Below are 17,281 nucleotides of genomic sequence, written 5' to 3' on the forward strand. Positions count from 1 at the left end.
ATCGATCATTTGACATCTGTATTGCGCTCATTTTCTAAACGCTTGAAATTCGCTAAACAGCATTGGCCTGATGGGTTTCTAATTTCACAAGCACATTCCCCGGCTTGAGTGCGTTGCATGACGAAAGCTTTGATCGGCTCTGCCCGATGATCTTTTAATGCCGATAGGTACTGCTCGGCGTCAATATCAAAACAGTAACAAAGCGTGTCGTTTTGAATGGCTTGATAGCTTCTTAAATGCTGTTTGGGAATAGTGTTGCCCGTACTGGAAAAGTACCCCACTGAGCATGTTTTGGTCGGGCAAAAATAATAACTGTTAGTGATGATTGCCTGATTCTCGGGAAACCTGACCTGATGATAAAGCGTAGACATACCGACATTTTTACAAGTGGAGCCGCATTCAGGACAATTCTGTTTGGTTTTGGTGGATGTACTTGGGCAGCAACAATCAGACATAGACCGCATCCTCGGCTTTATCGGGTAATAGATGTGACCAGGGAACCCGGATAACCAGCATCCGTCGTGGCTTTGATCAAGGCTGCACTATCGGTTTTCTTGCTATCGAAGGTTACAGTGGCTGTTTTTGAATCGTAATCGACAGTCACTTCCTGTACGCCTTCGACTTTCTGCAAGGCTTTTTTGATGGTGACTGTACACATAGCGCAGGTCATGTTTTCTATATTCAGCGTCACCGTATTCAGCGTCACCGTTTGCTGTTGGTTCGGCTGTGCAACAGTGGCTTCAGCATGGGCCGCCGGCATCCACAGAGCGCTTGATGACAAGCTCAAAATTAACAAACAGGTTTTAATTGTCATACCGATTCTCTCAAGCCATAAAAAAGGGCGCTAACCAGGGAAAGGCCAGCAGCATCAAAATGAATGCGGAGCCAAGCCAAAATATTAGGCGTTGTTTACGTTGGGTATCGTAGTTGGTACAGATGGCACTTTCTGCACAACAGGAAGGCTTCCGATAGAGTTTGCGATACCCTAAGACCATAAAGACCAGGGTCAGGATGATAAAAAAAGGACGGGCCGGTTCCATTGCCGTAAGTGTACTCATCCAGGCCCCGCCAATGCCTAAAGATAAAAACAACAGGGGGCCGACGCAGCATGCCGAAGCGCCTATTGCGGCTAATACGGCACCGATACCTAGCCAAGACGGGGAGTTAATAGATGTTTCAGGGTCTGTTTTCATACGAATCTCCTAAACCAAACAATTACCAATGTTGGTAAGAAGTCTAAACCCTGTTGTTTAGAACAGAGTCAAGCGGGCTGTAGCGTCTTACTTAAAATCAGGGTTTGATTGATGCATCATCGCTAAACGCATCGAGAATAGCGCAATGAGCGGCTGGAGCGGTCTGCTGACAGTCGTTGACCAGCGTTCCCAATACCTGACGCAGTGCCGTTAAATCCCTGATTTGCTGATCGATCTGCTGACATTTCTGCTCAGCGAGTTGTCGTACATCGGCACAGTGCGGCCCATCAAGCGATAACAAGGTAGCAATTTCTTTCAAGGTAAATCCGGCCTGTTGAGCGCGTTTGATAAAACGTATCTGGGCAATCGCATCAGCTAAATAAACTCGATAACCACCATCGGGTTTCGCTGGCTCTGTCAGTAAACCAATGCGTTGATAGTGGCGGATGGTTTCGATGGTGACTTCGGTTTGCTTGGCAAGTTTGCCTATGGTCAGAGCCGGCATTTTATTGGGCCTTAGATCAAAAGAGTTTTATTGTCATGCAGTTTTCAATCACTAGCCTTTAGGCGTCCAGATTTTAGACGTCAATAATGAAAAATTTCATCTACAATAATATAGATAAGTTAGACTCTGGCAAATATGATGCAACATCGCCTCACCACCATTCTATTAGTGCTCATGGCTATCATGCCTGTAGTGGTGGCGTTCGCTCATTATTCTGTACTCACCAACCAGTTATCGGTTGCGCAAATGGTTGTCGTTGCCGATGAAATGGGCGATGAAGGAGTTTCGGCCTCCACACACGCCGATCATTGCCAATCCGCCTCAGCCAAACCTCACTTAGCTAGTTGTAGCTTCCATGTTTGCGTCGATTGCGCAATCACATCGTCTTTCAGGTTTATTCCAATCCATGTGCCCAATAGCTATGGCTATGGGGGGGAACCTAATTCTGCCTCATTCGTTGTACCCCCCGACATAAAGCCGCCGATTTTTAGCCTCTAAGCCGTTCAACGGCGGTATTTCGTGATAAGAAATCACTGCCCATCCTGATGATGATCGACATCTGCCAAAGCCCGGTGGTTGTCGATTCGCCATCGTTACCACGAGTTTACGAGGATTATCATGTCATCCTTTTTTCGATCAAGGCGTCTGCTGATGGCGACGCTGTTTATCGTCTGCCACATGGCCGCCGCAGATGAGCAACCACTATTGACGCTTGAGGCGGCCACTCAAAAAGTCATTCAGGACAATCCTGATCTGGCGCAAATCCTGGCCCGCGCCAAGGCGATGGCCGCCATTCCATCGCAGGAAGGCAGCCTGCCCGATCCGCAAATCAGTTTCAATGCCATGAGTCTGCCGACCAATAGTTTCAGCACCCGGCCGGAAGACATGACCCAAATCGGCTTCGGCCTCTCCCAGGCCATTCCTTTTCCCGGCAAATTGGCGCTGCGCGAACAGGCGGCGATGTATGAAGCGGAAGCCGCTACGCTGAATGCCGATGAACTGCGCCTGCGTTTGTTGAGCGACGTGAAAACCCTGTGGTGGCAGGTTTTTTATCTGGATCGTACCCTGGAGATTGTCGATAACAATCACAAACTATTGCAACAGTTCGTCGATATCGCCCGCAGCAAATACGAAGTCGGCGAAGGCTTGCAGCAGGATGTATTGCTGGCCCAGCTGGAATTATCCAAATTGCTCGATCAAAAAATCACTCTGACCGGGATGCGGCGCGGCACCATTGCCAAACTCAACGCATTGCTGGATCAACCCGCCAACAACCCCGTGCAATTACCCGCCACACTTTCAATACAGTTGCCGGAAATCAGACAGGAAGACCGCCTGTATCAGCAAGCGGAAGTCTCAAGGCCGATGTTGGAAAGCGACCGACAGGGCATCCATGCGGCGCAATCCAAACTGGAACTAGCGCAAAAAGATTTTCTACCGGATTTTAACGTCGAAGCGGCCTATGGTACCCGCAACAATATGCCGGACGGCACCCGGCGTTCGGATTTGCTGAGCCTGGGCGTCAGCATGAACGTGCCGATTTTTGCCGCCAGTAAGCAAGCCAAAGCCGTCGATCAGCGGACCAGCGAATTGATGCAACAACGCTACACACTGCAAGATCGATGGAACGCGGTTCGTTCTGAAATTACCCAGAACCACAGCGATTACCAGCGGGCCAAACAGCAATTCGTGTTGTTCGATACCGGCATCATTCCGCAGGCCCGGCAAACCGTCGCGTCCATGTTGGCCGGTTATCAGGTCAACAAAGTCGATTTTTTGAATCTGGTACGTAGCCAGATCACCTTGTTCGAATACGAAACCCAGTACTGGAAAGCCTTTACGGAAGCCCAACAAGCTTTAGCACAACTATCCGCGAATGTGGGCGAGGACAACATTTATGAATAAGCAACTGTTATTAACCGCCGCAGTGACGCTGGGGATAGGCTTGGCGGGCGGCTATTGGTTAGCTCAGCAATCCAAGCACGAATCGGCGATACAACCGGCAGAGGGCAGAAAGCCTTTATTTTACAGAAGTACCATGAATCCATCGGCAACGTCCCCGGTACCAGCCAAAGATGCGATGGGCATGGACTACGAGCCGGTGTATGCCGAAGATAATGCGTCTAGGCAACCCAAAATTCTGTTTTACCGCAATCCGATGAATCCCTCGGTCACCTCGCCGATTCCGGCCAAAGACAATATGGGCATGGATTATCTGCCTGTGTATGCCGAGGACGAGGCAAAAATTGACGATTTGGCCGGTGCCGTTAGAATCGATGCCGCCACGGTGCAAAACATCGGCGTGCGGACCGCGCTTGCCCAAAAAACCTTGCTCACGCATGTGGTCCGCGCCGTCGGCCGGGTAGCCTACGACGAAGAGCATATCGTCCGCCTGCATCCCAAAACCGAAGGCTGGATTGAAACCTTGCGTGCCGATAAGACCGGGCAAAGAGTCAGGAAGAATGAAGAGCTACTGAGCATTTATTCCCCGCAACTGGTGGCCAGCCAACAGGAATATGTGTTGGCGCTGAACAATCTCAAGGTGCTGGAAAAAAGCCCTATCGAAGACATCCGCCGTGGCGCGGAAGAACTGGTCAAAAGCTCCCGCGAACGCTTGAAATTGCTGGATGTGCCGGCCCATCAGCTGCACGACCTGACGGATAGCCAATCCATCAAAAAGAGTCTGCATATTCATACCCCGGCGGACGGCATCGTCATCAACATCGGCGCCCGCGAAGGCCAATACGTCACGCCGGAAACCGAGCTGTACATGATCGCCGACCTTTCCACGGTCTGGGTATATGCGGAAATTTACGAGTACGAGCTGCCCTGGGTTAAGGAAGGCGACCCGGTTGAAATGCGCTTGGCCGGGGTTCCGGGCCGCACCTTCAAGGGCCGCCTGGCGTTTATCTACCCTTACGCCGAAGCCAAGACCCGGACTATCAAAGTCCGGCTGGTATTCGACAATGCCGACTTGCTGTTAAAACCCGATATGTTCGCCGAAGTCACGATCCATGCCGGTAAGCAAGTCGATACGGTCGTGATTCCTTCCGAAGCGGTTATCCGTTCCGGCGCGCAAACCCAGGTTTTGGTGGTGCGCGGTCCGGGCAAATTCGAGCCGCGTCAAGTGACGACGGGTTTGTCGTCCAATAACGACATTGCCATCATTAACGGATTAGCGGCTGGGGAAGAAGTCGTCACTTCGGCGCAATTCCTGATCGACTCCGAATCCAAGCTGAATGAAGCCACGTCGAAAATGCTGGAGCCTTCGGCGACAACGACATCGGAACCCAATCGCTTGCAGGCCGAGCAGGGAGCGCATCGCCATGACTGATTTCATTATCAATAGCGTATTGAAGGATCGCTTCCTGGTGCTGCTGGGGGCGATTATCCTGGCCATCGGCGGGATTTGGTCGATCAAAAACATGCCGCTAGACGCGATACCGGATTTGTCCGACGTGCAGGTGATTATCTTCACCGACTATGCCGACCAGTCACCGCAGGTGGTCGAAAACCAGGTCACCTATCCTTTGACCACCGCGATGTTGGCCGTGCCGCATGCCAAGGTGGTACGCGGTTATTCGTTCTTTGGCTTGTCGTTCGTTTACGTGATCTTTGAAGACGGCACCGACATGTATTGGGCTAGGTCGCGGGTGTTGGAATACCTTAACTATGTGAAGAATCGCCTGCCGCAAGGCGTGACACCGACATTGGGCCCCGATGCCACCGGTGTCGGCTGGATTTACGAATATGCCCTAGTGGACAAGACTGGCAAGCATGATCTGGCGCAACTACGCTCCATTCAGGATTGGTATCTGCGCTATCCTCTTCAAACCGTACCCGGTGTGTCGGAAGTCGCCTCGGTTGGCGGCTACGTCAAGCAATACCAGGTGGAAGTCGATCCCAATGCGTTGCAAGCCTACGACATTGCCTTATCCACGGTGATGATGGCGATCAAGCGTTCCAACAACGATGTCGGCGGGCGTTTGCTGGAAGTCGGCGAAACCGAGTACATGGTCAGGGGTTTGGGTTACATCAAATCGATCAACGACCTAAATACGATACCGGTGGGTGTCGACGCCAACGGCACGCCGATTCGCTTGCAGGATGTCGCCCATGTGCAAATTGGACCGGAATTGCGGCGCGGCGTCACTGAACTGAATGGCGAAGGCGAAGTAGCTGGCGGCGTAGTGATCATGCGCTTCGGCGAAAATGCCTTGGCAACCATCGAGGACGTGCGGGCCAAACTGGAAGAACTGAAAAAAGGGCTGCCGGAAGGCGTGGAAATCGTCCCGGTGTATGACCGGGGCAGTTTGATCGAACGGGCTGTAGACACCTTGAAAGAGGCATTAAGCCAGGAGCTAATCATCGTCTGCGCCTTGGTCGCTTTGTTTTTGTTGCATTTACGTTCGTCCCTGGTGATCGTCATCACCCTGCCTCTGGGCATATTAATGGCCTTCATCGTGATGAAATGGCAAGGCATGAACGCCAACATCATGTCCTTGGGCGGCATCGCACTGGCCATCGGCGACATGGTCGATGGCGGCGTGGTGATGGTCGAAAACGCCCATAAACACCTCGCCGAAGCAGCCGAGAAAAAAAAAGCCAAACTAAGCTCGAACGAACGTTGGCAAGCCATCGGCAATGCGTCCCGCGAAGTGGGCTCCGGTCTATTTTCCTCGCTGTTGGTAATTACCGTCTCCTTCCTGCCCATTATCACCATGGAAGCGCAGGAAGGCCGCTTATTCAGCCCGCTGGCGTACACCAAAACCTATGCGATGGCGGCGGCGGCGATCTTGACCATCACGCTGGTTCCGGTGTTGATGGGGTATTTTGTGCGCGGCAAGATCATCCCCGAACACAAAAATCCGATTAACCGCGTCCTGCATGCCATCCATTCGCCGGTCTTGAAAGTGGCGATGCGCTGGCGGGGTGCGACGCTGATCGTGGCACTGCTGTTGATGGCCTCTACGCTCTATCCCTTATCCCAATTGGGCAGCGAGTTCATGCCGCCGCTGGATGAAGGCGATATTTTGTACATGCCCACCACCTTTCCAGGCATCTCCATCACCAAAGCCAAGGAGGTGTTGCAACAGACCGACAAGATCATCAAGACCTTTCCGGAGGTGCATCATGTGTTCGGCAAGATCGGCCGGGCCGAAACCGCCACCGATGCCGCGCCGCTGATGATGGTGGAAACCACCATCCAGCTCAAACCGCAAGACCAATGGCCCGATCCGAACAAGACCACCCGGCAACTGATAGATGAGATGGATAAGGCCATTCATTTCCCCGGACTGGCCAACGCCTGGACCATGCCCATCAAGACCCGGATAGACATGCTGTCTACCGGCATCAAGACCCCGGTGGGCATCAAGGTGTCCGGTCCCGACCTGAACGTGCTGCAATCTTTGTCACTTCAAATCGAACAGGCCATGAAAACCTTGCCGGATACGCTGTCGGCCTATGGCGACCGGGCCGTCGGCGGCTATTTCCTGGATTTCGACATCAACCGCGAAGCCGCCGCGCGTTACGGCCTGACAGTCGGCGATGTGCAGGATGTGATCCAAACCGCGATCGGCGGCATGAACATCACCGAAACCGTCGAAGGACTGGAGCGCTATCCGGTCAACCTGCGTTATCCGCGCGACCTGCGCGATAACCCGGAAGCCTTGCGGCGGGTGTTGATTCCCACTCCGACAGGCAGTCAGATTCCTTTGACGGCGGTGGCGGACATAAACTTCAAACGCGGCACCGATGTGATTAAAACCGAGGATGCCCGGCCCAATGCCTGGATTTATGTGGACCTAAAAACCTCCGACATCGGCGGTTATGTGGAACAGGCGAAAAAGACCTTAGCCGAGACTGTCACGATACCCGCAGGTTATACCGTCACCTGGTCGGGCCAATTTGAATACATGGAACGGGCGGCGGAACGCTTGCGCATCGTGGTACCCATCACCTTGCTGCTGATCTTTATCTTGCTGTACACAGCTTTTCGTAATATCACCGAGCCGACTATCGTGATGTTGGCGATTCCGTTCAGCCTGATTGGTGGAATTTGGTTCATATACTGGTTGGGATACAACCTGTCGATTACCGTCTATGTCGGCTTCATCGCGCTGGCCGGCACGGCTGCCGAAACCGGAGTGATGGTGCTGAGCTTTATCGATATTGAAATCGATAAGCTGCGGGCGCAAAAACAGGCGCCACTGACCGGCGAAGAAATCAGGGTGGCCAGCGAGGCTGCGACGGCTCTACGGGTGCGGCCGGTAGCCATTACCTCGCTGGCCAACATCATCGGTTTGATACCCATCATGACGGCGACCGGCACCGGTGCTGATGTCACCCAGCGTATCGCCGCCCCCGCGCTGGGCGGCATGCTCACCGTGTTGATATTAAGCCTTTTGGTATTTCCGGTGATTTACAGCCTGGTGTTGCAGTTCCAAGAACGGTTTCGATACCCATAGTCCTGAGATGTTACTTATGCTTTCATCAATTTGTTAGGTTCACGGAGAATTTTGATATGGCTTCATGTTGTGAAAATAACTGCGCAATTGAGAAATTGCGCGAACGACAACGCGGCACGCTTAAAGCTGTGCTCGTTGTTAATGCGGTTATGTTTGTCGTCATTGTCGGCGGGGCGGTTTACGGAAAATCAACAGCTCTGCTCTCGGACAGCCTGGATAATCTCGGCGATGCGCTAACCTATGGCTTAAGCCTTTACGCCGTTTCTAAAGAGGCGACCACAAAAGCGAAAGTGGCCTTATTTAAGGGTAGTTTGATATTGATCGGGGCGTGTGTGGTCTTGGCGCAAATCATTCAGCGGCTGATTGAGCCTGTACTACCATCTTACGAGATCATGGGTGCTTTCAGTTTGGCGGGACTGGCTGCAAATTCGCTATGTCTATTTCTGCTGTGGAAGCACAGAAACGAAGACATCAACATGAGCTCTGTATGGGAATGTTCAAGAAATGACATAGCATCAAATCTATCGGTATTTTTCACGGCAGGGGCCGTTTGGTTCTTTGAATCGGGATGGGCGGATATTGTCGTTGCATCCTGTCTTGTCATGCTGCTGCTGAATTCTTCTTTTCGTGTTATTCGCTCCGCGCTTAGAGAATTACATGAATCGCTTCCTCTATAACCAAGGGAAAACGTAAAACGATCTGAGCCGATTTTGTTGCCGGCGTTTTTATAGATAGCAACACATCACGCGATGTCGATGGCAGAGCTTTAAATTAAGTGTATGAAAACGAAAAACCTAACTAGCGACCAATTTTTATATGCCTCCATCCCCGAAAACAGGGCTTTATTTAAGGAGATTTACTATGAGCATGACGAAAACTTTACTGATTTCAGCAATGCTGGGATTGTTGGGCGGCTGCGCCCAGCTGGCTTCTCATCCCATGGACATGACCGTAGCCATTCATAACGCGAAAACAAAGACAGACCACGAAGCACTGGCAGTTCATTACGAACAAATAGCCCATGAAATGAAAGCGAAGTCCGAAGACCACAAAAAACAATTAGGGGAATATCAAGCGATACTTCCCAAAGCAGATGAGCAATATGCTCAATTCGAAGCACATTGTTTACAACTGATAAAAATATATGCCCAAGCCGAGCAAGAAAACTTGGAAATGGCTCGGCTGCACCGTCAGATTGCTTCTGGATTACCAAACTGACATTCGTTTTTCTGGAAATAAACTATGAAAACAAAATTACTGTTTACCTTGATTTTAGCTGTTGGTTTACTGTCCGCCTGTAGCGAGATGAACCCTCATCCGATGGATATGAGCCAAGCTGTGCAAAATGCAACATCCAGGGCCGATCATGAGGCGCTGGCGCAACACTATGAAGAAGCGGCCAAAGAAATGCAGCTTAAAGTTGACGAGCACAATAAGCTTCTTAGCCAGTATCGATCAATAGGTTACCGCTACGGTAGACCCCCGGATGATTTTGTGGAATATTTTATAGATCATTGCCAAAGGCTGATTGATGTCTATGAAAAAGCTGTCGAGGAAAACTTGAGTATGGCAAATCTGCATCGGCAGAAATAGCGAGGGAGGAAGAGACATGACTATCCGTTGGCATAAAACAATCCTAATCATGTTAGTCGGTGTACTTTTCTTGCTGGAAGGGTGCGCTGTTACCCAGCCCGCATTCTACCGGGCTTCGGAATTGACGCCTGAATCCATAGGTCAGATTACGCTACTGCCAGCCGTTGATGCGCGAATCGATAAGCATGTCGCGGCACATCTCGAAGAACCCTTGCGCCAAAAGGCGGCAACGATCCTGAAGCGGAAAGGATACTCGGTGATCCTGAGTGATTCGCGCGAGAGTCATGCCCTGACCAACGATGGTCTACGGGCCGCCGATCCTGCCTTGATAAAACGCCTTGGTCCGCCGGATGCACGCTGGATCATGGTCTTAGCCCTTATCGATCTCAATGTGGTTGGCAGCAACAATAAGGTGGAAGTGGCAGGCTTTCTATATGATAAGGAGAAGGGCTTGCTCCTATGGCGGGACAGCATTATTTGTTTGGTCGGGGATGGCGGGATATTTGGCGGGTTAATAAACGATAAAAGGGTCGATATAGCGGTTTCGACCGCAGTGGATTCATTATTGGGCAGCATTCCGGAATAGGGACTCGTTTTGATAATCCCACGCCGCCACCGGTCGTTATCTCTGCCATCACCGATATGTTTAAAGGGAGGTGTGTCATGATGAATACATGGCATAAGCTATCAGCAATCGAAGCCGCAAGCCTGCTTGCGACTGATATGGAACAGGGACTTTCCACCGAAGAGGCGAAAAAGCGACTTGCTCGATATGGGCAAAATAAACTGCATAAGGGCAAGCGATTTTCGGCTTTGGTGATTTTTATCAGCCAGTTTAAAAGTCTCGTTATTTGGGTACTGATGGGCGCAGCGGCCGTTTCCGTTGCACTCGGTGAAGTCATCGACGGTATTGCCATCATCGCTATTGTGATCTTGAATGCGGTCATTGGTTTTCTCCAGGAGTATCGGGCCGAGAAAGCGGCAGCCGCACTCGCTCGTTTAACAACGCCGCATTGTCGAGTGATTCGGGATGGCCATAGTCTGGTGGTCACAACCACTGAAGTCGTTCCGGGCGATTTACTGTTACTCGAAGCGGGCGATTTGGTGGCGGCGGATGCCCGCCTTATTCAAGCCTCCGTGTTTCGTGTCAATGAAGCCCCGCTCACGGGGGAATCGCAAGCCGTGGCTAAATTTACCGTTAGTCTGGTATTGGACACGCCGCTGGCTGAGCGGAGCAATATGGTTTTTCTCGGGACCAGTGTGACGGGTGGTTCCGCACGCGCAGTGGTGGTTAATACCGGGATGGAAACCGAACTTGGCCGCATAGCGAAACTGCTCGAATCGGCCGAAAGCGGAGAAACGCCATTGCAACGCCAACTGGAGCGGGTTGGGCGCCTGTTGTTGATGGCGTGTTTCGGCATCGTCGGCTTAATTTTTGGTCTGGGATTATGGCGAGGCATTGCTCCCTTTGAGCTTTTCTTAAGTTCGGTGAGCCTTGCGGTTGCGGCGATTCCCGAAGGGTTGCCGGCGGTGGTAACGATTGCGCTGGCTTTGGGTGTGCAACGGATGGTTCAACGGCATGCCTTGGTACGACGATTGGCTTCGGTTGAAACGCTAGGCCGTGCCCAGGTGATTTGTACCGATAAGACCGGCACGCTAACGATGGGTGAAATGACGGCCCGCAAACTGGTTACCTCAAAAAGCCTCTATCGTGTCACCGGCGAAGGTTACGCCACGGAAGGCGCATTCTTCTCCGGCAACGTGGAAAGTTTCCCCTCGGAAAGCTCCGAACTATTCGCACTGCTGCGTGCATCGGCGGCATGCAACGATGCCGAACTCTCGCTAATCGATGGCCGATCTACTGTAGTAGGCGATCCTACCGAGGGGGCGTTATTGGTGGCCGCCGAGAAAGCGAATATTACCCGGTCAGCCATTGAAACGGAGATGCCGCGTTTGGCGGTGATCCCTTTCGATTCCGAACGTAAACGCATGAGCGTTATCCGCCGTCAGGCCGGTCATCCCTGGGCCTTTGTCAAAGGCGCTCCCGAAGAGATTCTCAGCCGCTGCACCCTGGTCCGTACCGGTCAAGGCGTCAAGGAACTGACAGAAAACGACCGAACTCGATTCCTACAGGCTAACACCCTACTGGCCAACGATGCTTTGCGAGTGCTGGCCGTGGCAGAGCGTCCACTAGATGGCATTAATTTCGATGCGGGCGTGTTCGGCAGTGATGTCGAGATCGAACAACAGCTTATTTTGCTGGGACTCGTCGGTTTACAGGACCCACCTCGTGGCGAAGCCAGAGAGGCTGTGGCTAAGTGTAAACGGGCTGGTATCAAAACCGTAATGATTACGGGCGATCATCCGGATACTGCACGGGCCATCGGCTGCGAATTAGGGATTATTGATAAGGGCGATGAAGTGCTCATCGGTGCGGAGATAGACCACTTGGACGATGCAGAGCTAAAGGAACGCGTACCGCATGTTTCGGTGTATGCACGGGTAACCGCTGAGCATAAACTGCGTATTGTGCGGGCATGGAAAGCGATTGGGGCGGTTGTCGCGATGACGGGAGACGGCGTGAACGATGCGCCCGCTATCAAAGAAGCATCCATCGGAATCGCCATGGGCATTACCGGTACTGAGGTGACCAAAGAAGCCGCCGACATGATTGTCGCCGATGATAATTTTGCTTCCATTGTCGCCGCCGTTGAAGAAGGACGCGGCATTTATGACAACATCGCCAAAACGCTAGCTTACCTGCTGGGCAGTAGCACCGGCGAGTTGTTGGTGATGTTGGGCGCGGTACTGCTGGGTTGGCCATTACCGCTTTTACCGCTACATCTTTTGTGGATCAACCTGGTCACCGATGGTTTTGCGGCCTTGGCCCTTTCCACCGATCCAATTGACCCAGGGGTATTGAATCGCCCGCCTCGACAGGCTCAGTCCCAGTTACTCAACCGGCATTTGTTTTATCTGACTTTATTCACCGGTTTATTAGCCGCGAGCGTCACGCTCGGCGTGTTTGCCTATGAACTGCATGTAGTCGGCAATACGCTTGATCAAGCTCGCGATGCCGCCTTTACCGCTCTGGTGATTACCGGTTTGCTGCGTGCCTTCGGGGCGCGAAGCGAACAACGCGTCATCTGGCAAATCGGTTTGTTTTCCAATTTGCGCTTGTTTCTGATTGTCGCCGTGTGTTTCAGCTTGCAGTTGGCGATACACCATGTTTCGATGCTGCAAACCCTGTTTCAGATCAAATCAGTGTCGTTGCACCAGTGTGTAGTCTGGCTCGGGGTTGGATTTATACCCTTGGCAATCTTAGAGCTCAGAAAAATCCTGCTTAATCGAGCTAAAAAGTTTGCTTAGAGCAATGAAAACCAAGCAATCACATCGCTATCAACCTAAAAGGATGAAATCGCCACAAGCGATGTCCACCAATCGCTTTATCCACCGAAAAATTCTGACCCGATTGTTTTTAGGCTGGTTGTTCCTGAGTGTAACGGTAGGCGGTTCCATTTTATGGCTGGAGATTAAGAGAGCTGAGCAGTTAGTTCATGTCCTTGCGCTGAAGGAATCAGCGATATTTAGCGGGGCATCGGCCCATAATCTGGAACAACTCGATACCCAATCGACCGAACATCTGAGACAGCTGGCTGAACAACTGGTTAGCCAGCATTTTCTGATTGTCGAATTGTATGACCGCAACGAACAATTAAAACTCGAAGTCGTTCGACAAGGACAGGAATTGGTCGAGCAATTCATCGATCAATATCGCCATCAATTTCCAAAGGCCGACGAGTTTACTCATGACCTGCATTTTATTCATGGACAGTTGTGGCTAGTCACGCTGGTTCCGCTACGCGGCGAGCAGGATTCGCCGATGGGTTATTTCGAGGGCGTTTATCAGGTTGATCCGGAAACGTTTGCCACGTTGAAGCAAAACCTAATCCGTATGCTGGCCTTCGTGACGCTAGGCATTTTCTTTACCAGCCTCTTGATGTATCCGATTGTCCTGACCCTCAATCGAGGCGTCATTAGGCTTTCCGGCGAACTATTGCAAGGCAATATTGAACTGATGAATGTACTGGGCTGTGCCATTGCAGAACGCGATTCGGAAACCAACCATCATAACTATCGGGTGACTTATTACGCACTTCGGCTTGGCGAAGCGATCGGGCTGCCTGAAGAAAATATGCGCGATCTAATTGCAGGGGCATTTTTACATGATGTCGGCAAGATCGGCATCCGCGATCCGATATTACTGAAACCGGAAAAACTAACAGCGGATGAATTCGAGGTCATGAAAACGCATGTGGCATTAGGCGTGGAAATTCTAAACAAATCGCACTGGTTAACCGGTGCGCGGGATGTCGTGGAGTTTCATCATGAGAAATATGACGGCAGCGGGTATCTGCAAGGCCTTACAGGGGACACCATTCCACTAAACGCGCGAATATTTGCTATCGGGGATGTGTTTGATGCGCTGACCTCGCAACGTCCGTACAAGGAAGCGTGGCCTGTAGTCGATGCTATTTCCAAGCTCGTAAAAGAGGGCGATAGCCACTTTGACCCTCGGCTGGTAACGATTTTTGCCAAGATTGCTCCGCGTCTTCATCAAGAGGTGAATGATTTAGACGAATCTCAACTGGAGGCAATGCTTCAACGCCTCGTTGTCGAACACTTCTTGAATACAGCTTTTAAGGCTCGAAAGGCAAGAGATGAATTTGCTCGCACATCGGCTTAGGAAATTGACCCAATGCGGTGCAGTAACACCTTGGTTTGCACCAGTATTGCGCAATAGGCCGCGAGAGTATGTAAAGACGAATTTAACTCATTGATTTTAACCAATAATGAGAAATCCCCCGGCTCAGCCGGGGAGACAGCATAAGTTTGACATTCAGAGGAGTCCACCAGGACACTCCAGAGCGTGAGCCGCCAAGCAAACGCAAGAGGAGAACCTGATGGACGAGAACGAGAGCTTAAGTCACTCGAAATGGGAGTGCAAATATCACGTGGTGTTTATACCGAAATGCCGCCGTCGAACCTTGTATAAGGCGTTGCGAAAGCATTTAGGTGAAGTGTTCCGGCGATTAGCCAGCCAGAGAGAAAGCCGAATATTGGAAGGTCATTTGATGCCGGATCATGTGCATATGCTGATCTCGATACCGCCGAAATACGCGGTGTCGCAAGTGATAGGCTACATCAAAGGGAAGAGTGCGATTCATTTGGCGAGGGTCTATGGCGAGAAGAAACGCAACTTTGTAGGTCAGCATTTCTGGGCACGAGGGTATTTTGTTTCGACGGTTGGCAGGGACGAAACAATGATACGGGAATATATCCGGCCTCAAGAACAGGAAGACCAGCGAATAGAGCAAATGAACCTTTGGTAATGAGTCGCCGCCTATTGGCGGCTATTGATATGGGGCCGCGTTAGCGTCCCCACTTACCGCTTTGAGCGGTTCACTTTATAAAGCCCCCGGCTTTGCCGGGGGATATTTACTAATAGCACTATTTGTGCCTGAAATATAAAGATTTATAGAATGGATTGATGTCATTTTTAATTTTTCATCACTCCATAAGCTATAAAAACAGGACGAAATTAACGATTAATAACAACTAAATCTGGAGAAAATCTATGAAAACAAAACTATTGATTACCCTATTGTTAGGTGCTGGCATCTTAGTGGCATGTAGTGAGATGAACCCGCATCCGATGGATATGACTCAAGCCGTTCAAAGCGCAACGACCAAAGCTGATCACGAGGCATTGGCGAAACATTACGAAGAAGCCGCAAAAGAACTGCAACTTAAAGTTGAAGAGCACAAAAAACTGCTCAGTCAATATCAAGCTAAAAGCTATCTTTACGGCAAGCAAGCCGACACCTTGAAAAGTCATTGTCGAGCGTTGATTAATGCCTATGAAAAAGCCGCCGAGGCCAATTTGAGTATGGCAGCAATGCATCGCCAGATGTAAGTGATTTGTGCTGCTTGCCAAGAAGAATCATGGCAAGCAGCCGCTGAACTATCTTGTTCAATTTGTTAGTCGGACAATTATTAAGGGTTCTGTCGTTGATTTGACTGTCCGCTGTACGATGGGACCGGACTGTCAATGAGTTGGATGGCGAACGGCTGCTTGGGGTCGGTTCGACACAGTGACGAACGGCCGCTTTCAGGTATCGGAATTCATTGACAGCTTTCCGGCGATGAATCTGAAGAGCGGACGCTCGCCAAGCGAGCCTAGGTTGACATTCGAAAGTACGCGACGCAATTCGGCAGGCAGTCAGTGAGCAGATATTCGACGCCATGCTAAGGGGGTGAGCAGCGGAGCGTCCCTTCGCGCGACGTGTTATGCCTGAGTCGTAATGCAAAAATGTAGTTCACCGCTAATGCCATAAGGTGCGCACCTCGGATAGGCCGTGCCGAGCTAGTGGCGAGGCATAACAGTCGCCGAGATTTAACGTACCTTATCGAGTCGGAAAACCTAAGCCAATTTAGGCTTTATCGCAGTCATGAGCATGTCGACTCCTTCACGATAAAGCGAGTGCACATCGGTGAAACCGAGAGATCGCAGTGTCGATATTATGGTCGGAGCATACATGATGTGGTCCGGTGATTCGTCGCTCAGCAAATGTACAACCCAGTCTTCCAGGAGATCGTAACGCTTTAGTTCCCCAAAAGCCTTGAACCAGTGGCGAATGTCGGCTTGCGTCGAAGCCAGGTGCAGGGCAGAATCATCGATAGCAAAGCGGTCGCCGTTCACGAACATTCCACCCGGTTTAAGCACGCGCAAGATTTCGGCAAATACTTTGTCCCGATAGTCATACATAAAATTGTGAATGGCATAATTCGAGGCAACAACATCGACACTTGCGTCTGGTTGCTGCCGCAAAAAAGCTAACGCATCGCTCTCGATGAATTCGACACGACCGTTGTCCACATACTCCGCCAATTTCCCGCGCGCCTGTGCAAGCATTGCCGCTGAAGCATCGAAAGCGCGCAGATGTAGGTCCTCGCGCTGAGAAAGCAACGACAGCGTGCTCAGTCCTGTACCGCAGCCGATCTCAAGTCCCTGTAACATGTTTCCGGGGCACCATGCAGCGACAGTAGAACCGAGCTTCTGCGTCAGAACCACTAAATTGGGACACATAATACCGAGGAAATCGTACTCTTCGCCGATACGGCCAGTAAACGGATTGTGTGTGGCCAAAGAAGTCGTCACAGCATTTTCATTCGAATTCATAAGATAGTTTCCTAGTTTTTTAACAGATACGTGGTTGTGCTTTATTGCGCCCAGCTGGAAGGATTTTGCGGACTTCATCTTTACGCGATTTGAAATTGTAATCATATAAACGCGCTTCGGATACCGAGCCACCCATTTTCCAAGCGCTGGTATCCATCGAACAAGGTTAACAATATTCCCGGTAGCCATTCTTAAGGAACCTCTGATTGATTCTTCAAAACCGCAAGCAACCCAGTAGGTACGCAATTAGCTTTTGATTAGACAATATAGGCTCCAA

At 51.0% G+C, this 17,281-nt stretch carries 14 protein-coding genes and 1 pseudogene; 11 read left to right on the forward strand and 4 right to left on the reverse strand.

Translation table 11 applies throughout. The features are described from left to right. Nucleotides 1-5: 5 nt before the first annotated feature. The 3 genes and pseudogenes from MKFW12EY_RS05795 to MKFW12EY_RS05810 all read right to left on the reverse strand — a co-directional run bounded on the left by MKFW12EY_RS05795 (nucleotide 6) and on the right by MKFW12EY_RS05810 (nucleotide 1,698). Nucleotides 6-455, reverse strand: coding sequence for a putative iron-sulfur cluster-binding metallochaperone (locus MKFW12EY_RS05795; RefSeq protein WP_221054158.1), 450 nt, complete (start codon nucleotides 453-455; stop codon nucleotides 6-8). Nucleotides 456-472: 17 nt separating this feature from the next. Further along, nucleotides 473-1,193: pseudogene (locus MKFW12EY_RS23230) on the reverse strand (MerT/CopZ fusion-like heavy metal transport selenoprotein). Nucleotides 1,194-1,290: 97 nt separating this feature from the next. Beyond that, nucleotides 1,291-1,698 (reverse strand): MerR family transcriptional regulator, encoded by a 408-nt coding sequence (locus MKFW12EY_RS05810; protein WP_054758242.1) that lies wholly within the window; start codon nucleotides 1,696-1,698, stop codon nucleotides 1,291-1,293. Nucleotides 1,699-2,349: 651 nt separating this feature from the next. Between MKFW12EY_RS05810 and MKFW12EY_RS05815 the strand changes: the two genes are divergently transcribed. From MKFW12EY_RS05815 to MKFW12EY_RS05865, 11 genes are all read left to right on the forward strand, one after another. Continuing rightward, entirely contained in the window at nucleotides 2,350-3,603 is a 1,254-nt protein-coding gene (locus tag MKFW12EY_RS05815; protein ID WP_221054571.1) for a TolC family protein, read from the forward strand. Further along, nucleotides 3,596-5,032: an efflux RND transporter periplasmic adaptor subunit gene (locus MKFW12EY_RS05820; RefSeq protein ID WP_221054159.1), complete on the forward strand. Its 1,437-nt coding sequence runs from the start codon at nucleotides 3,596-3,598 to the stop codon at nucleotides 5,030-5,032. Before MKFW12EY_RS05815 ends, MKFW12EY_RS05820 begins: the two co-directional genes overlap by 8 nt. Then, nucleotides 5,025-8,168, forward strand: coding sequence for an efflux RND transporter permease subunit (locus MKFW12EY_RS05825; protein ID WP_221054160.1), 3,144 nt, complete (start codon nucleotides 5,025-5,027; stop codon nucleotides 8,166-8,168). The genes MKFW12EY_RS05820 and MKFW12EY_RS05825 overlap by 8 nt, the downstream gene beginning before the upstream one ends. Nucleotides 8,169-8,224: 56 nt before the next feature. Then, nucleotides 8,225-8,845 carry a cation efflux transmembrane domain-containing protein gene (locus MKFW12EY_RS05830; protein WP_054758243.1) on the forward strand — a complete coding sequence of 207 codons (621 nt, stop codon included), beginning with the start codon at nucleotides 8,225-8,227 and terminating at the stop codon, nucleotides 8,843-8,845. A gap of 184 nt (nucleotides 8,846-9,029) precedes the next feature. Then, nucleotides 9,030-9,386: a hypothetical protein gene (locus MKFW12EY_RS05835; protein WP_221054161.1), complete on the forward strand. Its 357-nt coding sequence runs from the start codon at nucleotides 9,030-9,032 to the stop codon at nucleotides 9,384-9,386. Between the two features lie 24 nt (nucleotides 9,387-9,410). Then, nucleotides 9,411-9,761 carry a hypothetical protein gene (locus tag MKFW12EY_RS05840; RefSeq protein WP_054758244.1) on the forward strand — a complete coding sequence of 117 codons (351 nt, stop codon included), beginning with the start codon at nucleotides 9,411-9,413 and terminating at the stop codon, nucleotides 9,759-9,761. 16 nt (nucleotides 9,762-9,777) lie between these two features. Beyond that, on the forward strand, nucleotides 9,778-10,347 hold the full coding sequence (locus MKFW12EY_RS05845; RefSeq protein ID WP_054758245.1) for a hypothetical protein: 570 nt from the start codon (nucleotides 9,778-9,780) through the stop codon (nucleotides 10,345-10,347). Nucleotides 10,348-10,424: 77 nt separating this feature from the next. Beyond that, nucleotides 10,425-13,130 carry a cation-translocating P-type ATPase gene (locus MKFW12EY_RS05850; protein WP_054758281.1) on the forward strand — a complete coding sequence of 902 codons (2,706 nt, stop codon included), beginning with the start codon at nucleotides 10,425-10,427 and terminating at the stop codon, nucleotides 13,128-13,130. A 4-nt stretch (nucleotides 13,131-13,134) separates the two neighbouring features. Further along, nucleotides 13,135-14,508 (forward strand): HD-GYP domain-containing protein, encoded by a 1,374-nt coding sequence (locus MKFW12EY_RS05855; protein WP_054758282.1) that lies wholly within the window; start codon nucleotides 13,135-13,137, stop codon nucleotides 14,506-14,508. Between the two features lie 217 nt (nucleotides 14,509-14,725). Then, on the forward strand, nucleotides 14,726-15,154 hold the full coding sequence (gene tnpA, locus MKFW12EY_RS05860; RefSeq protein ID WP_054758246.1) for an IS200/IS605 family transposase: 429 nt from the start codon (nucleotides 14,726-14,728) through the stop codon (nucleotides 15,152-15,154). A gap of 245 nt (nucleotides 15,155-15,399) precedes the next feature. Beyond that, on the forward strand, nucleotides 15,400-15,738 hold the full coding sequence (locus MKFW12EY_RS05865; RefSeq protein ID WP_054758247.1) for a hypothetical protein: 339 nt from the start codon (nucleotides 15,400-15,402) through the stop codon (nucleotides 15,736-15,738). Nucleotides 15,739-16,245: 507 nt separating this feature from the next. On the opposite strand, the gene MKFW12EY_RS05870 is transcribed toward MKFW12EY_RS05865, so the two are convergent. Then, complete coding sequence (locus tag MKFW12EY_RS05870; protein WP_221054162.1) at nucleotides 16,246-17,004, reverse strand: class I SAM-dependent methyltransferase; 759 nt, start codon at nucleotides 17,002-17,004, stop codon at nucleotides 16,246-16,248. Nucleotides 17,005-17,281: the final 277 nt, after the last annotated feature.

Origin of the sequence: Methylomonas koyamae (genome assembly GCF_019669905.1) — a bacterium.
Classification (GTDB): domain Bacteria; phylum Pseudomonadota; class Gammaproteobacteria; order Methylococcales; family Methylomonadaceae; genus Methylomonas; species Methylomonas koyamae.